This is a genomic window from Bradyrhizobium frederickii, assembly GCF_004570865.1.
GTDB classification, from domain to species: domain Bacteria; phylum Pseudomonadota; class Alphaproteobacteria; order Rhizobiales; family Xanthobacteraceae; genus Bradyrhizobium; species Bradyrhizobium frederickii.
The window spans coordinates 21,564-35,595 of record NZ_SPQS01000018.1 but is presented as its reverse complement, the minus strand read 5'-3'; the positions used below and the strand labels follow the sequence as shown (position 1 = coordinate 35,595).

Sequence of the window (14,032 nt, the reverse complement as noted above, 5' to 3'; positions counted from 1 at the left end):
GGTCACCTTGCGGACGAAATGCCGACGAGAGGGGGTCAATGCGCCGGAACTGTGCTGCGTGCCGGGTTGCTATGGTTCAATCCGAAATTGCGCTTTCCAGGTTGCTAAGCTTTCGCGCATGTTTTCGCGCAAATCCCCGTTAAGCTTTAGCGAGGGCCGAAAGACTGGCCCTTCGCCAGAGGCGTGCGGCGGGGCGACGCACGAACCTTGCAGTCTCCCGCCGCATTCATACCTCGTGGACGCCGGCCGGAGGTTCGCCCGCGGCCGGCTCTGGGAGACGGCCATGAACTATTTTCGTACCGCAATGCTGCTCGCAGGTCTCACCGCCCTGTTCATGGGCGTGGGCTATCTGATCGGCGGCGCCTCGGGCGCCATGATCGCGCTCGTCATTGCCGCCGCAACCAACCTCTTCACCTACTGGAACTCCGACCGCATGGTGCTGTCGATGTACGGCGCCCATGAGGTCGACCGTTCGACCGCGCCGGAGCTGGTCGGTCTCGTCGCCGAGCTTGCCGGCCGTGCGGGCCTGCCGATGCCGCGGGTCTTCCTGATGGATGAGCCGCAGCCCAACGCGTTTGCGACCGGCCGCAACCCGGAAAATGCCGCGGTCGCCGTTACCACCGGCCTGATGCGCCAGCTCAGCCGCGAGGAGCTCGCCGGCGTGATCGCGCACGAGCTCGCCCATATCAAGAATCACGACACGCTGCTGATGACGATCACCGCGACCATCGCCGGCGCGATCTCGATGCTGGCGCAGTTCGGCATGTTCTTCGGCGGCAACCGCGACAACAACAATGGTCTCGGCGTCGTTGGCTCGATCCTGATGATGATCCTGGCCCCGCTCGGCGCCATGCTGGTGCAGATGGCAATCAGCCGCACGCGTGAGTACGCCGCGGACAATCTCGGTGCGCGCATCGCGGGACAACCGATGTGGCTGGCCTCCGCGCTGGTGAAGATCGAGGGCGCCGCGCACCAGGTCCCGAACTACGAGGCCGAGCGAAACCCCGCGACCGCGCACATGTTCATCATCAATCCGCTGTCGGGCCATGGCGTGGACAATCTGTTCGCCACCCATCCGTCGACGCAGAACCGCATCGCCGCGCTTCAGCAGCTGGCGGCCGAGCTTGGCACGCGGGCCGCGCCGTCGGTCGGCGCCAACGAGAATTATCCCGCTCGCAGCCCGTGGGGGCGCTCATCCCCGCGCCGCCCTTCTCCTGGTCCTTGGGGCTGACGGAACCGGCCAGGATTCGAGACCGGCTTTGTGACCTGGCGCACACAGGATCGCCAGAGCCGGTGCTAAACACGCGCGGATGATGCTTTCTTCGAAAGGGGATGCGTGGCTGGCCCAGTGCCGGCCGCCGTCGAAGATGACCAGAACTGCCGTGCCATTGCTGATCGTCCTGGCTGTGCTCGTCGGCCTGTCCACGCACATGGTCGTCAATTGCGGTGACGAGGACGATTCCGACATCTGCTCGGCCGTGATCGGCTTCTCGCCGCTGCGCGGCTCGCTGATCGCCTTTGCCTATGAAGGGCGCGGACGGATCGCGCTACGCCATGGCGACTTCAGGCGGGCGATCGCCGATTTCAACGAAGCCCTTCACCTCAATCCCAACCGCGCTGCGCTCTATCGCGACCGTGCGCTCGCACGCCGCCTGAACGGCGACTTCGAGCTCGCCATCGCCGATTATGACGAGGCGATCGCGCATGATCCCAAGCTCGCTGCGCCCTATCACCAGCGCGGTCTCGCGCTCGCCGCCACCGGCGATCTCGATCGCGCCATCCTGAGCTACAACACGGCGGTCCGCCTCGATCCCAGGGATGCCGAGGCCCGTCTCGACCGTGGCCTGGCGTTCCTCGCCCGTGGCCAGGCCGACGACGCGCGCGCCGATTTCGAGGCGGCGCTGGCGCTGCCCCCCGGGAAGGACAATCGCGCGCGCGAAGCCGCGCGCGCCAAGCTCGCCGAACTCGCGAGCGCCGAGCCGGCACCGATTGCCGCGTCGAGAAGGTGACGGGTCTGGAGCAGCGGTCGCCGACCGCACCTTCCCGCTCCGTGTCTGAGAGAGGTGGCTCGCCGTAGAATTGTGACTGATACGGCCGCCGATCAATAATGTCGCGGCCACTCACGGCGCGCTTTCGAACCAATCTCCCGGAATTGATTTGGATCAACGCCGACCGCGGTCAGAGTGCACCGGTGTCGTGCGGACTTAGAGGAGGTTCCAATGCGGAAATTGGCCTTAACGATCTTGACGTTGAGTCTCGCCCTGACAGCGGGGCACGCCCGGGCCCAAAGATACGACCCGGCTTTTCCGGTTTGCCTGAACGTCGTTTCTTTCGGAGCGACCCCTTACTACCGATGCAACTACATGACGATGGACCAATGCAGGGCGTCGGCGAACGGTCAGATGTGCGTCCTCAATCCTTACTACAATGCTGCGGCGGCCAGAGGAAACAAACGGCATCAGCACCGTCAAACCTTCGTGCCACCTCGACCGCCGGTCCACTACCGGGCCTCACCGTACAATCAGTTCAATGAACCGTACTATGGAGCGTCCCAAGGCTACGCGCCGGGCGAGAAAGAACGGTTTCTCGAAAGTGTGCGGCGCTACATGTGACGGATGAGGAATCGACCACGTTATTAACGCACGTGTGCCAGCCCCGGGGATGGGGCTGCCGCTTCGTACGTCTTGGCCGACCCTATCGCACTTCGAGAGCACGTCGCCCGGATGGCAAAATCGAACGCGAACGTTGCTGCGGTGGAGGCCCGCGAGCCGATTACGCCGGAGATGACCAGACAAACCGGACGAGTTCTCCCGGACGACGAGCAGCGGGCGCGGGGACGAGCAACGGCTACTTCGTCTTCTTCGCTTTGGCTTTCTTCGCGGCCTTCTTCTCCGGCTTTTCCTTCGCCACCTTCACCGCCACCGGCGTGCTGGCGGCGAGCCGCATCGATCGCGCGTAGCTGTCGGCGACGTTGTCGGCGGACATCTGGAGGCGCTTGGCGGCGGCGGTGGCCTGCTCAAGGGTGGCCTTGGCCATCATCTTGAAGCGGTCGGCGGTCTCCCTGCTCTTGGCCTTGGCCGCCAGGCCGTTGAAGCGATCCCGCCGCTCCTTGGCGCGGGTCATCAGGCCCGTATGCAGCTGTCTGGCCAGTTGCCGGATCACGACATCCAGGTCGGCGTCCGCCATGTTCTCTTATCCCCTTCGAAAAACGCTATCGATGCGGGCCGGACTATGCAGATCGGACCCCGCCTTGGCAATTCCCGGCTGTGCGTCATCCGCAGCTTCCAGCAGGCCAAAACTGAAAAAGCCGCGCATGTCGCGCGGCTTTTTGAACGTCTCGGCGAGGCGCCTCACTTCAGCGAGGCAACCGGACCGTTCGCCGCCGCCGGCTCGGGGTCGAATCCGAACACGCCAACCAGGTATTTGTAATAGTCCGGCATCTTCTCCTTGAGCGTCTCGCGCGACTTCGGGTCGTGGAATTCGCTCTTTCCGGCCAGGAAGATGCTGGCGGTCACCGCAAAGAACTCCATGGGATTCTTCATCGCATAGCTGTCCTTGGGCAACAGATCCTTGGACTTGGCAAGGGCGTAATAGGCGATCACGCCCTTGTTGGCATAGCCGTCCGGCAGCAGCCGCGCATGATAGGCGTGCAGCAGCTCGTGCAGCAGCACGGCCTCCTTTTCGTAGCGCATCATGTCCGGGCGCAGCATGATCACGCCGAGCCCCGAATCGACCGCGAGGTCGACGGCGTTCGGATTGGTCCAGCGCTGCTTGTCCGGATCCCACACCGTGAGGGTCCGCGGCGCGGTGCGGCGGATGTCCGGCGTGACCCGGCCGTAGCACGCGGTCGCGGCGCCTTCGTCGAGGCAGGCCAGCTCGCTCGCGACGATCGGCACGGTATGGAAGAAGCGCAACACGCGCGGCGACAGGCCGGCGCCTTCGACGAGGTCGATCTGCTGCTTCAGATTGTCGGTGAGCTTGTCGACGTCCTTGCGCTCGGAATTCTCCGAGAGGTCGAACATGTAGCCGCGATAGCTCTGGAAGCCCGGCGGCAGCGGCTGCGCCGCGTCGGCATCGAGCGATCCGGCACCGGATGGACTGGCGAAGAGCGCGCCGACGATGGTTGCGGTCAGCAGCAACGCAATGCGCATGATGAACCCCCTGATGTCACTTCGCCCGGCAGAATAGGCCACCGTTGTTTGCGAAAAGTGAGTGGGGCAAGACTAAGGCGCCGATGTTGAGGCGTGCTTAACCGCTGGTTGCAGATCGTGCGCGCGGATTAGGGCCGGGTTAACCACGGAGGGTCGGCTCGAAATGGCCATTGGGGAGGCCAGCACTGCTTCCCCGTCATCCTGAGGTGTGAGGCTGACGATGCGGATGCATCGCCAGCCGAGCCTCGAAGGATGCACGGCCCGGCTGCGGCATCCGGGCCCTCCATCCTTCGAGGTTCACTATGCGGGCGCTTTGCGCCCCCATAGTGAATGCCTCAGGATGACGGGGTTTGCTGTCAGGTGTAAGCTCGCAGCACCAAAGCTTCAGAGAGTCGGAAGGGAGGATGCCATGTATGCCGCCATCCGTCAGGCCAAGGCGAAGAGCGGGAGCGCGGAGGAGCTGGCGCGCCGCATCAAGGACGGCGCCGTTCCGATCATCAGCGACGTCGATGGTTTTCGCGCCTACTACGTCGTCTATGCCGGCGACGACACCGTCACCGCGATCTCGATCTTCGACAAGTTCGAGCAGGCCGAGGAGGCGAACCGGCGCGCCATCGCCTGGATCGAGAAGAATCTCGGCTCGCTGCTCGCCGGACATGCAAGCGCCGCTGCGGGTCCGGTGATCGTGCATACGCTGGCGTGAGGCGCTGGCTGTCGCCACGCATTCAACTGTCATCGCCCGGCTTGACCGGGCGATCCAGTACTCCGTGGAGGCAGTGATGGAGCCGATAGGCCGCGGCGTACTGGATGCTCCGCTTTCGCGGAGCATGACAGCGGAACGAGTGGCATGTGCCTTCCGTCAAGCGTCACAGCTCCCGTGCATTCGAGAACGCAAAGCTCGACACCCTTCTCGTCGTCTCGTCCAGGATCAGCGTGCGCGTGATCGGCGGCTCGGCGCGCTGGGCGCAGTTTTCGCGCTCGCACAGGCGGCAATTGACGCCGATCGGCGTGCCTTCGGCCTTCTCGAGGTCCATGCCGGCGGCATAGGTCAGGCGCGCGGCGTGACGGATCTCGCAGCCGAGGCCGATGGCGAAGCGCGGTTGCGGCAGCGGGTGCGGCGCGACCGGGCGGCGCACCATCTGTGCGATCGAGAAATAGCGCGTGCCGTCGGACAGCTCGATCACCTGCTTGAGCAGGCGGTCCGGCGTGTCGAAGGTCGAATGCACGTTCCACAGCGGGCAGGTGCCGCCGAACTTCGAGAACGGGAAAGTGCCGGAGGAGAAGCGCTTGGAGACGTTGCCGGCATTGTCGACGCGCAGCAGGAAGAACGGAATGCCGCGCGCGTTCGGCCGCTGCAAAGTGGTGAGGCGATGGCAGACCTGCTCGAACCCGGAATTGAAGCGCTGCGCCAGCACGTGGATGTCGTAATTGAGCGCTTCGGCCGCGGCGAGAAAAGCGGGGTAGGGCATCATCACCGCCGCTGCAAAGTAATTGCCGAGCGTGATGCGGAACAGGCGGCGCGGCGTATCGTCGAGCGGTCCGGCACGGCCGATGATGGTCTCCAGGGCCTGCGCGCATTCGCCCAAGCCAAGCTGGAAGGCGAGCTGGAAGGCGCGACCCGGCGGGTCGACCAGCTCTGAGATCAGCAATTGGCGGCGGTGGCGATCGAAACGCCGGAGCGTCTCGCGCATCACGTCGACAGGCATGATGCGGGTCTGGATCGAATGCTTTTCCCGCAGCCGGGCGGCCAGCGCCGCATAGAGCCCTTCGGCCGGCACGTTCAGCTCGTCGCGGAGATTCTCCGCGGCCTGCTCCAGCTCCGGAAAATAGTTGCGATTGGCCTCGATCAGCTCGCGCACGCGCTCGACCGGATTGGCCTCATAGCGTGTGCCGACGTCGCGGTCGGCCATCTGGGCCGCGGCCATCGTCTCGCCCTGGCGCGCCTCGGTATAGGCCGCGTAGAGCCGCTGCAGCGCATGGGTGACGCCGGGGCAGAGCTCGGCGAGGTCGCGCAGCTCCTGCTTGGGCACGTCGATCTGGCGGAACAGGGGATCGGAGAAGATCTCGTTGAGCTCGGCGAAGAAGCGGTCCTCGTCCGCGGTGGCGAGATCGCGCAGATCGAGGTCATAGGTCTCGGCCAGCCGCAGCAGGATCTGCGCCGTCACCGGGCGCTGGTTGCGCTCGATCAGGTTGACATAGCTCGGCGAGATTCCGAGCCCTTCGGCGATCTGGGTCTGCGACAGCCCCAATTGCTGCCGGATTCTCCGGAAACGCGGGCCGACGAACAGTTTCTTCCCGGACTCGGCGGCCATCAGCGGCTCCTCTCTTCGCCTCTCCCCGCTTGCGGGGAGAGGCCGACACGCGAAGCGTGGCGGGTGAGGGGGAGCCTCCGCAGGGGAGGTGAGAGCCGAAGTCGAGGAGAGAGCCCCTCACCCCGACCCTCTCCCCGTAAGGACGGGGAGAGGGAGAAAAAGTCGGTTTCGGCGGCCATGTCTTTCGATCTCCATCAGGACAGTCTCACTGACCTATTATTTACAAATTTTACAAAATAACATCTATTACATGTTCTGATGTTACATGACATCACCAATAAGAAACAAGACACCTGTACGAAGTTTCCGTTTTCGCGTTTAGCTCCTGACACGTATCTCGCAATGCAGTGTCAAGAATGTCGATGGCTCGCCATCGCCATCGTCAGCGAAAGGATCAGGCACATGAACTATCAGCCGCGCGGCATCAGCTCCCTCCAGAGCCCGTCCTCGTATCAGGACGAGGTCAAGGCGGCCCAGGCGCTCCTCGAGACCCAGCCGACCTGGAACGGCGTGACGGCCGAGGCCGTCGCCCGCATGCGCCTGCAGAACCGCTTCAAGACCGGCCTCGACGTCGCCCGCTACACCGCGGCGCTGATGCGGGCCGACATGGCGGCCTATGACAAGGACCCGACCAAGTACACCCAGTCGCTGGGCTGCTGGCACGGCTTCATCGCCCAGCAGAAGCTGATCTCGGTCAAGAAGCACTTCGGCGGCAAGACCGATCGCACCTATCTGTACCTCTCGGGCTGGATGATCGCGGCGCTGCGCTCCGAGTTCGGCCCGCTGCCCGACCAGTCGATGCACGAGAAGACCTCGGTGCCGGCGCTGATCGAGGAGCTCTACACCTTCCTGCGTCAGGCGGACTCCCGTGAGCTCAACGACATCTTCCGTCTGCTCGACAAGGCGCGCAAGGAAGGCGACAAGACCCGCGAGCAGGAGCTGATCGCGAAGATCGACAACTTCCAGACCCATGTCGTCCCCGTCATCGCCGACATCGATGCCGGCTTCGGCAACGCGGAAGCGACCTATCTGCTCGCCAAGAAGATGATCGAGGCGGGCGCCTGCGCCCTGCAGATCGAGAACCAGGTCTCGGACGAGAAGCAGTGCGGTCACCAGGACGGCAAGGTCACCGTGCCGCACGAGGTCTTCCTCGCGAAGATCCGCGCCTGCCGCCATGCCTTCCTCGAGCTCGGCGTCGAAGACGGCATCATCGTGACCCGCACCGACTCGCTCGGCGCCGGCCTGACGCAGCAGATCGCCGTCAGCCACAAGCCCGGTGATATCGGCGACCAGTACAACAGCTTCCTGGATTGCGAGGAAGTGACGCCGGAGAACGCCCGCAACGGCGACGTCATCATCAACCGCAACGGCAAGATGATGCGTCCGAAGCGGCTGCCCTCGAACCTCTACCAGTTCCGCCCCGGTACCGGCGCGGACCGCTGCGTGCTCGACTGCATCACCTCGCTGCAGAACGGCGCCGACCTGCTCTGGATCGAGACCGAGAAGCCGCATATCGAGCAGATCGCCAGCATGGTCGACCGCATCCGCAAGGTGGTCCCGAACGCCAAGCTCGCCTACAACAACTCGCCGTCCTTCAACTGGACCCTCAACTTCCGCTGGCAGGTCTATGACGCCTGGAAGGACGCCGGCAAGGACGTCAGCAAGTACAACCGTGCCGAGCTGATGAAGGCGGAATACGACGAGACGCCGCTGGCGCAGGAAGCCGACGAGCGCATCCGTACCTTCCAGGCGGATTCGGCCAAGCGCGCCGGCATCTTCCACCACCTGATCACGTTGCCGACCTATCACACGGCGGCGCTCTCCACCGACAATCTCGCTCGCGAGTATTTCGGCGAGCAGGGCATGCTGGGCTACGTCAAGAACGTCCAGCGCGCCGAGATCCGTCAGGGCATCGCCTGCGTGAAGCACCAGAACATGGCCGGCTCCGACATCGGCGACGACCACAAGGAGTACTTCGCGGGTGAAGCCGCCCTGAAGGCGGGCGGTGCCCACAACACGATGAACCAGTTCGGCTAACGCATCACGCCATTCGACAGGAGACTGACAATGACCAAAGGCAGCAATTTCTGGGTGATCGGCGGCGAGTTCGGGTCGATGAACTTCCACAAGCTCGTGGAAGGCTCCGCCCAGGTCAAGGGTCCGTTCAAGACCCGCAAGGAAGCCGAGGACTGCTGGAAGGAAGTCTCGGAAGAGAGCCGCCACAAGGCCGGCGTCCGCTTCTCGATCGTGGAAGAGCCCTCGCGGGTCTCGGCCTGATCGCCCTCACTTAAGAAGACGTCCAAGGACGGACGGTCCCATCCAGGCTCGCCTGGGTGGGATCGTCTGTTTTGGCACAGGTGAAAGGGCTGTGGGCGCCGTAAGTATCTGGAATTGTAGGCCTTTGCGGAGGGTTTGGTTGCTGATAGGTTAATGGCGGAAAGTCGAGGACGAGGCCGACAATGTCAGAGCCCGAGACCAGCGGGACCCATCCCGGCCAGCCGCGCCCGGTGCGGCTGCGCGATGCGCTGCTGCGTGCGCGGATCGAGGCCGCCGACCGGACCGGCGTCGTCGTCGATCTCAGGGACGCCGAGGTGGCGCGGCTCGAGATCCTCAATGATGCGCTCGATCCCCTGTTCGCGCAGGTGCCTGATCAGATCGACCTGTTCGACCGCGGCGTCAGCCAGGGCGATACGCCGAGGCTCTGGATCGACGTCGTCGCCCACATCGTGATGGGGCGCGACAAGCGGATGTACCGCTTCGTGCAGGACACCCGTTTCGGCCGCATCGTGCTCGCCGAATCGCACGACACCGCGGCAATCGTCGAGGCTGTCACCGATTATGTCGCGCGCCGCATGGTCGAGCGCGAGCGTGCCATGGTCGTTCCTCCGGAACCGCAGGCACCGGTCATCGCGCCGCCGCGCCGCTCGCGCTTCTGGCCGTTCGTGTTCGGCTTCGTGCTGGGTGCGGCCGCGCTGTTCGGGGTTGCCGTAGTGGCGGCCTTGCGAAGCTGGTGAAGCATCCTCCGCCGTCATTCCGGGGCGCGCGAAGCGCGAACCCGGAATCCATTCATCGTCACGTGCTGCGGCCCGATAGATTCCGGGTTCATGCTTCGCATGCCCCGGAATGACAGCGTCTAAATCAACCTCACATGCTTGATCTGCCCGACTTGAAAACCCGCCCCCAGGCTTCGCACCGTCTGCTCGCAGCGCCAGCCGGCATTGTCCTTCTCGATACTGAACAGATTATACGCCGCCGCCGGATAGCGTCCGTGCGCAAGCGCGGAGGCCGAGGGTACGCCGAGGGCGGGAATGTCGCCGTTGGGACCCTCGACCCACACGGTCGAATGAACGTGGTCGTGCCCGTGCAGGATCAGCTCGACGCCGTGGCGCTTGAGCAGCGTCAGCAGCGCGGCTGCGTCGGTCATCCGCTTCTGACGAGCGTCGGATTTCAGTGGATGATGCACCAGCAGCACGCGGAAGACGTCCTCGGTCGCGAGCCGTTCGAGCACCCCTTCGAGCGAGGCGAGCTGATCGCGTCCGAGCGTGCCCGTTGCCATCAGCGGCGGCGTCGGCACCGCCGTCGACAGGCTGATCAGCGCGAGCGGCCCGCGGCGGCGCACCGAGGGAAAACCGATGCGGCCGTCGTCGCCCGTAAGATAGGGTGCAAAGGTGTCGCCGAAGCGGTGCGAGGTGGCGCGGACATAGGCGTCGTGATTGCCGGGAATCGTTGTGACGCGGTCGGGCGGACCGACATCGTCGAGCCAGGCGCGGGCAGGCGCGAACTCGGCCTCCAGCGCGAGGTTGACGAGGTCGCCGGTCACCGCGATGTGGTCGGGTGCCTGCGCCTTCATGTCGGCGACCAGCGCGTCGAGCACCTCGCGGCGCTGGTACTTGTGGCGGTTGCGCGTCCAGTTGACGTAGCCGAACGCGCGCTTGCCCGCGAGTTCGATCAGCCGCGGCTTCGGCAGGGGCGCGAGATGCGGATCGGACAGATGGGCGAGCGTGAAGGGAGCCAGCCTGTTGGGAGTCATGGGGCGCGATTGCCTCGCTATTGCTCCGCTGTAATGGCAAGCTCGCAAGGAACGCGCAAGCACAGCCTGGGCCGCGGCGTCGAGGAAGCCTGATGGGAGAACGTCTGAACCGGATCCGACGGGCATGCGAGCCGCTGCTGCGGCGAATCTTCCACGCCTATTTCCTGATTGTCCGCGGCATGACGCTTGGCGTCCGCGCCGTGGTGCTGGATGCCGACAACCGGGTGTTCCTGGTCAGGCACAGCTACGTCAGCGGCTGGTACCTGCCCGGCGGCGGCGTCGACCACGGCGAGACTCTGGAACAGGCGATGCGGCGCGAGCTCAAGGAGGAGGGCGATATCGACCTCACCGGTGCTGCCGAGCTGCATGGCATCTTCCTCAACAGTCACGTCTCCCGCCGCGACCACGTCGCCGTCTACGTGGTCAGGCGATTCAGCCTGGACCGGCTGCCTGCGCCCAACCGCGAGATCGTGGAATGCGGGTTCTTCGCGATCAACGCGCTGCCCGAAGGGACCACGCCCGGTACGCGGCTGCGGATCGCCGAAGTGCTCGACGGCCGGCCCCTGATTGCGACGTGGCGGTGAGGGCGGGCTGTGCTGGCGCCTGAGGATCGTCATTCGACACGAGCAAGCCGAGGTCTCGGAACACCTGTCGGATCGGCGCCCAAAAATGGACCTGAGCGGCTTCGCTGCCCAATGGACCGCGCCGCGTTCCAATGCTATCCCGCGATTGACATGACCGACCTTTCACTCACCGTCCTTCCCGAGGCCGCCGGCGACGCCCAGTCGATCGAGCGGCTGCATGAACGCACCTTCGGTCCAGGCCGTTTCGTGCTCAGCGCCTACCGGATTCGCGAGCACGTCGACCATCTGCTCGAATTGTCCTTCACCGCCCGCATCGGGACGCTGCTGGTCGGCTCGGTCCGGCAATTGCCGATCCTGATCGGCGAGACGCCGGCACTGCTGCTCGGGCCGCTTACCGTCGAGCCGCCGTTCCGCAATCGCGGCATCGGACGGCTGTTGATGGAGCGCGCGCTCAAGGACGCGAAAGCAAAGGGCCACGCCATCGTGCTGCTGGTCGGCGACGAGCCCTATTACAGCCGCGTTGGCTTCAAGCAGGTGCCGAAGGGACGAGTCACCATGCCGGGCCCGGTCGACGCCGCCCGTATCCTGGTATTCGAGCTCGTCGACGGCGCCTTCGAGGGCGTGTCGGGAGCGGTGGGGCCTGACTGGAGCAAGGCGCGGGGATAGGGGCTCGTGATGTCGCTGTGGCGCAGCGACATCCGGGAGACTCGTCACCGCAGATGCATTGTCCCCGGATATCGCTGTGCTCATCCGGGCTACGACGCCGTGCATCATGAGTACGAGAGCGGCTCCTCAAACTCCGTCATTGCGAGCGGAGCGAAGCAATCCAGAATCTTTCCGCGGTGACGGTCTGGCTTGCTTCGCTCCGCTCGCAATGACGGTGTGAAGATCGCCATCCGGTCTACGGCGCTGTGACGGGGCCGTTCATTCTTCCAATCCTTTTGTCTCTTCGCACGAAAAAGCTTCGCGGTCCGCTTGCATCGCTTCGCCAACAAGGCTCAAACGATATTGCCTCACAGGCAACACGTGTTGCTTCACTGACGGGGATGACGACCGCGCAATAAGACCTGACGATGAGCGTTGCCGCGTGGCTCCGCCAAGGACGCTGCGTCCGGCTCATCCAATGCGAAGAAAAAGGAGATGCAACCATGGCAATCGGAACCGTCGTGCTCGTGCACGGAGCGTTTGCGGACGGCTCTTGCTGGGCCAAGGTCATTCCTCTCCTCACCAGGCGGGGGTTGAAGGCCATTGCCGTCCAGAACCCTCTCAGCTCCCTCGCCGACGACGTTGTGGCTGCCCACCGAGTCGTCGAAATGCAGGACGGTCCGGTGCTCATGGTCGGACACTCCTGGGGCGGAGCCGTCATTACCGAGGCCGGCAATCATCCCAAGGTCAAAGCCCTCGTCTATGTCGCCGCCGGCGCGCCGGACAGCGGTCAGTCGTTCGACGCCTGGTGGAAGCCCTACAAGCCGGCCCCTGGTGCGGCCGAGATCAGGCCCTACGGCGAAGGTTATGTGGCGTTGACGCAGGAAGGCGTGCGCAAGCACTTCGTCCAGGATATTCCGACCGACGAAGCCGACATCGTCCATGCAACGCAAGGCCCGCTTGCGGTGAGGTGCTTCGGCGATACGATCTCGAAGGCGGCCTGGCGCTCGAAGAAGTCATGGTACGTTGTAGCGGCGCGCGACGAGACCATTCCGCCTGATGTGCAGCGCGACTCGGCAAGTCGTATGGGTGCGGAGACGCTCGTGCTCCAGAGCTCGCACGTGCCCATGCTCTCGCAGCCCGAGGCCGTCGCGGAATTCATCGCAAGTGCCGCTGCGTCCGCTGAGGGATAGTCGCGTCACCGCGGATCCCGCGACGCACGCGGTCTCGTCAATGTCAGGGCTCTTCCCGATGATCGGCCCATGCAGCTCGTTGCGCTGAAATACTTCGTCGCGGTGGCGGATCACGGCAGCTTCAACGCTGCCGCCGAGCGTTTGGGCGTCACACCGTCAACCCTGACGCGAAGCGTCGACACGCTGGAGGACGATCTCGGACTGACTCTGTTCGAACGCAGCCGGCGCGGCGTCGTGCTGACGCCGGGGGCCGCATCGGTGCTCGCTGAAACCAGGCGGATGCTCGCCAGCCTTGCGGCGGTGACGGAAGCCGCCGACGGGGCGGCGCGCGGCACGACCGGAGAGCTCAGGCTTGGCGTGCGTTCTCCGCCCCTCGGCGAGCCTCTGCGCAGCATGCTGGCGCGCTGGCGCCGGGATCATCCGGGCGTTCGGCTCATCATCCACGAACTATCCGACCACGACATCTATGCTGAGCTCACCGCGCGCCGGATCGACGTGGCGCTGGTGCCGAGTTTTGCGCCATGGCCGCGGATCGTGATGGAGCCGCTCTATCGCGAACGGATGGTGGCGGCCGTGCCGTGGGATCATGCTCTCGCCTCGCGCGACATCCTGCGATGGTCGGATCTGCGCAGCGAGACGATCTACGTGCAGGAATGGCCGAACAGCCACGCCATGCGCGAGTTCTATGCCTCCATGATCGGGATCGGCGTGCCGTTTCAGGCCCAGCCGTCGGGCAAGCAGACCGTCTTCAGCCTCGTCGCCGCGGGCTTCGGTGTCACGCTCGCGCAGCAGAGCCAGGCCGAGGTCAGCTTTCCCGGCGTCGTGTTCAGGGCGGTCGACGAGGCGAATGCGCAGGTCGAATTCAGCCTGGCCTGGCCGCGCGAGGCCGCGGGCGCGCTGATCGGACGCTTTCTGACCGCGATGCGCGCGGGCGCCCTGGATGCCGGCTCGGCGGCAAATGCGCAGGGCCGATAGTCTCGTAGTCCGGATGGAGCGTAGCGCAATCCGGGAAACCGCCGCCGCAGCTTCGCTATCGCGGATTGCGCTGCGCTCCATCCGGGCTACAGCCCGCTGCTGGCGAAGCCAGCCGGGGCCTTTTGGGCCCCGACTGGAGCAA

Annotated in this window: 15 protein-coding genes; 11 read left to right on the top strand and 4 right to left on the bottom strand. The window is 64.9% G+C overall.

Annotation, left to right across the window (positions count from 1 at the left end; all coding sequences use genetic code 11):
* Positions 1 to 283 precede the first annotated feature (283 nt).
* The 3 genes from htpX (at position 284) to E4K64_RS27345 (ending at position 2,612) form a co-directional block, all read left to right on the top strand.
* Positions 284 to 1,231 (top strand): zinc metalloprotease HtpX, encoded by a 948-nt coding sequence (gene htpX, locus E4K64_RS27355; RefSeq protein ID WP_135166256.1) that lies wholly within the window; start codon positions 284 to 286, stop codon positions 1,229 to 1,231.
* 136 nt (positions 1,232 to 1,367) lie between these two features.
* Positions 1,368 to 2,009: a tetratricopeptide repeat protein gene (locus tag E4K64_RS27350; RefSeq protein WP_209311993.1), complete on the top strand. Its 642-nt coding sequence runs from the start codon at positions 1,368 to 1,370 to the stop codon at positions 2,007 to 2,009.
* 210 nt (positions 2,010 to 2,219) lie between these two features.
* A complete protein-coding gene (locus E4K64_RS27345) occupies positions 2,220 to 2,612 on the top strand; it encodes a DUF3551 domain-containing protein (RefSeq protein ID WP_135166254.1) in 393 nt (130 codons plus the stop codon).
* Between the two features lie 235 nt (positions 2,613 to 2,847).
* Here E4K64_RS27345 and E4K64_RS27340 read toward each other — a convergent pair whose 3' ends face one another.
* Positions 2,848 to 3,186, bottom strand: a complete 339-nt coding sequence (locus tag E4K64_RS27340) for a hypothetical protein (RefSeq protein ID WP_135166253.1) — start codon at positions 3,184 to 3,186, stop codon at positions 2,848 to 2,850.
* A 164-nt stretch (positions 3,187 to 3,350) separates the two neighbouring features.
* Complete coding sequence (locus tag E4K64_RS27335; protein WP_126260487.1) at positions 3,351 to 4,151, bottom strand: hypothetical protein; 801 nt, start codon at positions 4,149 to 4,151, stop codon at positions 3,351 to 3,353.
* A 409-nt stretch (positions 4,152 to 4,560) separates the two neighbouring features.
* Here E4K64_RS27335 and E4K64_RS40595 point away from each other — a divergent pair, with 409 nt between their 5' ends.
* A complete protein-coding gene (locus tag E4K64_RS40595) occupies positions 4,561 to 4,854 on the top strand; it encodes an antibiotic biosynthesis monooxygenase (protein WP_164988405.1) in 294 nt (97 codons plus the stop codon).
* A 163-nt stretch (positions 4,855 to 5,017) separates the two neighbouring features.
* Here the strand turns inward: E4K64_RS40595 and E4K64_RS27320 are convergent, their stop codons facing one another.
* A complete protein-coding gene (locus E4K64_RS27320) occupies positions 5,018 to 6,463 on the bottom strand; it encodes a helix-turn-helix domain-containing protein (RefSeq protein WP_135166251.1) in 1,446 nt (481 codons plus the stop codon).
* Between the two features lie 402 nt (positions 6,464 to 6,865).
* On the opposite strand from E4K64_RS27320, the gene E4K64_RS27315 reads away from it, so the two are divergent.
* The 3 genes from E4K64_RS27315 (at position 6,866) to E4K64_RS27305 (ending at position 9,477) form a co-directional block, all read left to right on the top strand.
* Positions 6,866 to 8,500, top strand: a complete 1,635-nt coding sequence (locus tag E4K64_RS27315) for an isocitrate lyase (RefSeq protein WP_135166250.1) — start codon at positions 6,866 to 6,868, stop codon at positions 8,498 to 8,500.
* 30 nt (positions 8,501 to 8,530) lie between these two features.
* Positions 8,531 to 8,740 carry a DUF4170 domain-containing protein gene (locus tag E4K64_RS27310; RefSeq protein WP_028134831.1) on the top strand — a complete coding sequence of 70 codons (210 nt, stop codon included), beginning with the start codon at positions 8,531 to 8,533 and terminating at the stop codon, positions 8,738 to 8,740.
* A gap of 182 nt (positions 8,741 to 8,922) precedes the next feature.
* Positions 8,923 to 9,477 carry a hypothetical protein gene (locus E4K64_RS27305; protein WP_135166249.1) on the top strand — a complete coding sequence of 185 codons (555 nt, stop codon included), beginning with the start codon at positions 8,923 to 8,925 and terminating at the stop codon, positions 9,475 to 9,477.
* Positions 9,478 to 9,596: 119 nt separating this feature from the next.
* On the opposite strand, the gene E4K64_RS27295 is transcribed toward E4K64_RS27305, so the two are convergent.
* Positions 9,597 to 10,478, bottom strand: a complete 882-nt coding sequence (locus tag E4K64_RS27295) for a metallophosphoesterase family protein (RefSeq protein ID WP_135166363.1) — start codon at positions 10,476 to 10,478, stop codon at positions 9,597 to 9,599.
* 107 nt (positions 10,479 to 10,585) lie between these two features.
* Here E4K64_RS27295 and E4K64_RS27290 point away from each other — a divergent pair, with 107 nt between their 5' ends.
* The 4 genes from E4K64_RS27290 (at position 10,586) to E4K64_RS27275 (ending at position 13,890) form a co-directional block, all read left to right on the top strand.
* The gene (locus E4K64_RS27290; protein WP_135166248.1) at positions 10,586 to 11,077 is read left to right on the top strand and encodes an NUDIX domain-containing protein; all 492 of its coding nucleotides are present in this window, start codon (positions 10,586 to 10,588) and stop codon (positions 11,075 to 11,077) included.
* Positions 11,078 to 11,227: 150 nt separating this feature from the next.
* Positions 11,228 to 11,743 carry a GNAT family N-acetyltransferase gene (locus tag E4K64_RS27285; RefSeq protein ID WP_135166247.1) on the top strand — a complete coding sequence of 172 codons (516 nt, stop codon included), beginning with the start codon at positions 11,228 to 11,230 and terminating at the stop codon, positions 11,741 to 11,743.
* Positions 11,744 to 12,225: 482 nt separating this feature from the next.
* Positions 12,226 to 12,915, top strand: coding sequence for an alpha/beta fold hydrolase (locus E4K64_RS27280; RefSeq protein WP_135166246.1), 690 nt, complete (start codon positions 12,226 to 12,228; stop codon positions 12,913 to 12,915).
* 69 nt (positions 12,916 to 12,984) lie between these two features.
* Complete coding sequence (locus E4K64_RS27275) at positions 12,985 to 13,890, top strand: LysR family transcriptional regulator (protein WP_135166245.1); 906 nt, start codon at positions 12,985 to 12,987, stop codon at positions 13,888 to 13,890.
* Positions 13,891 to 14,032: the final 142 nt, after the last annotated feature.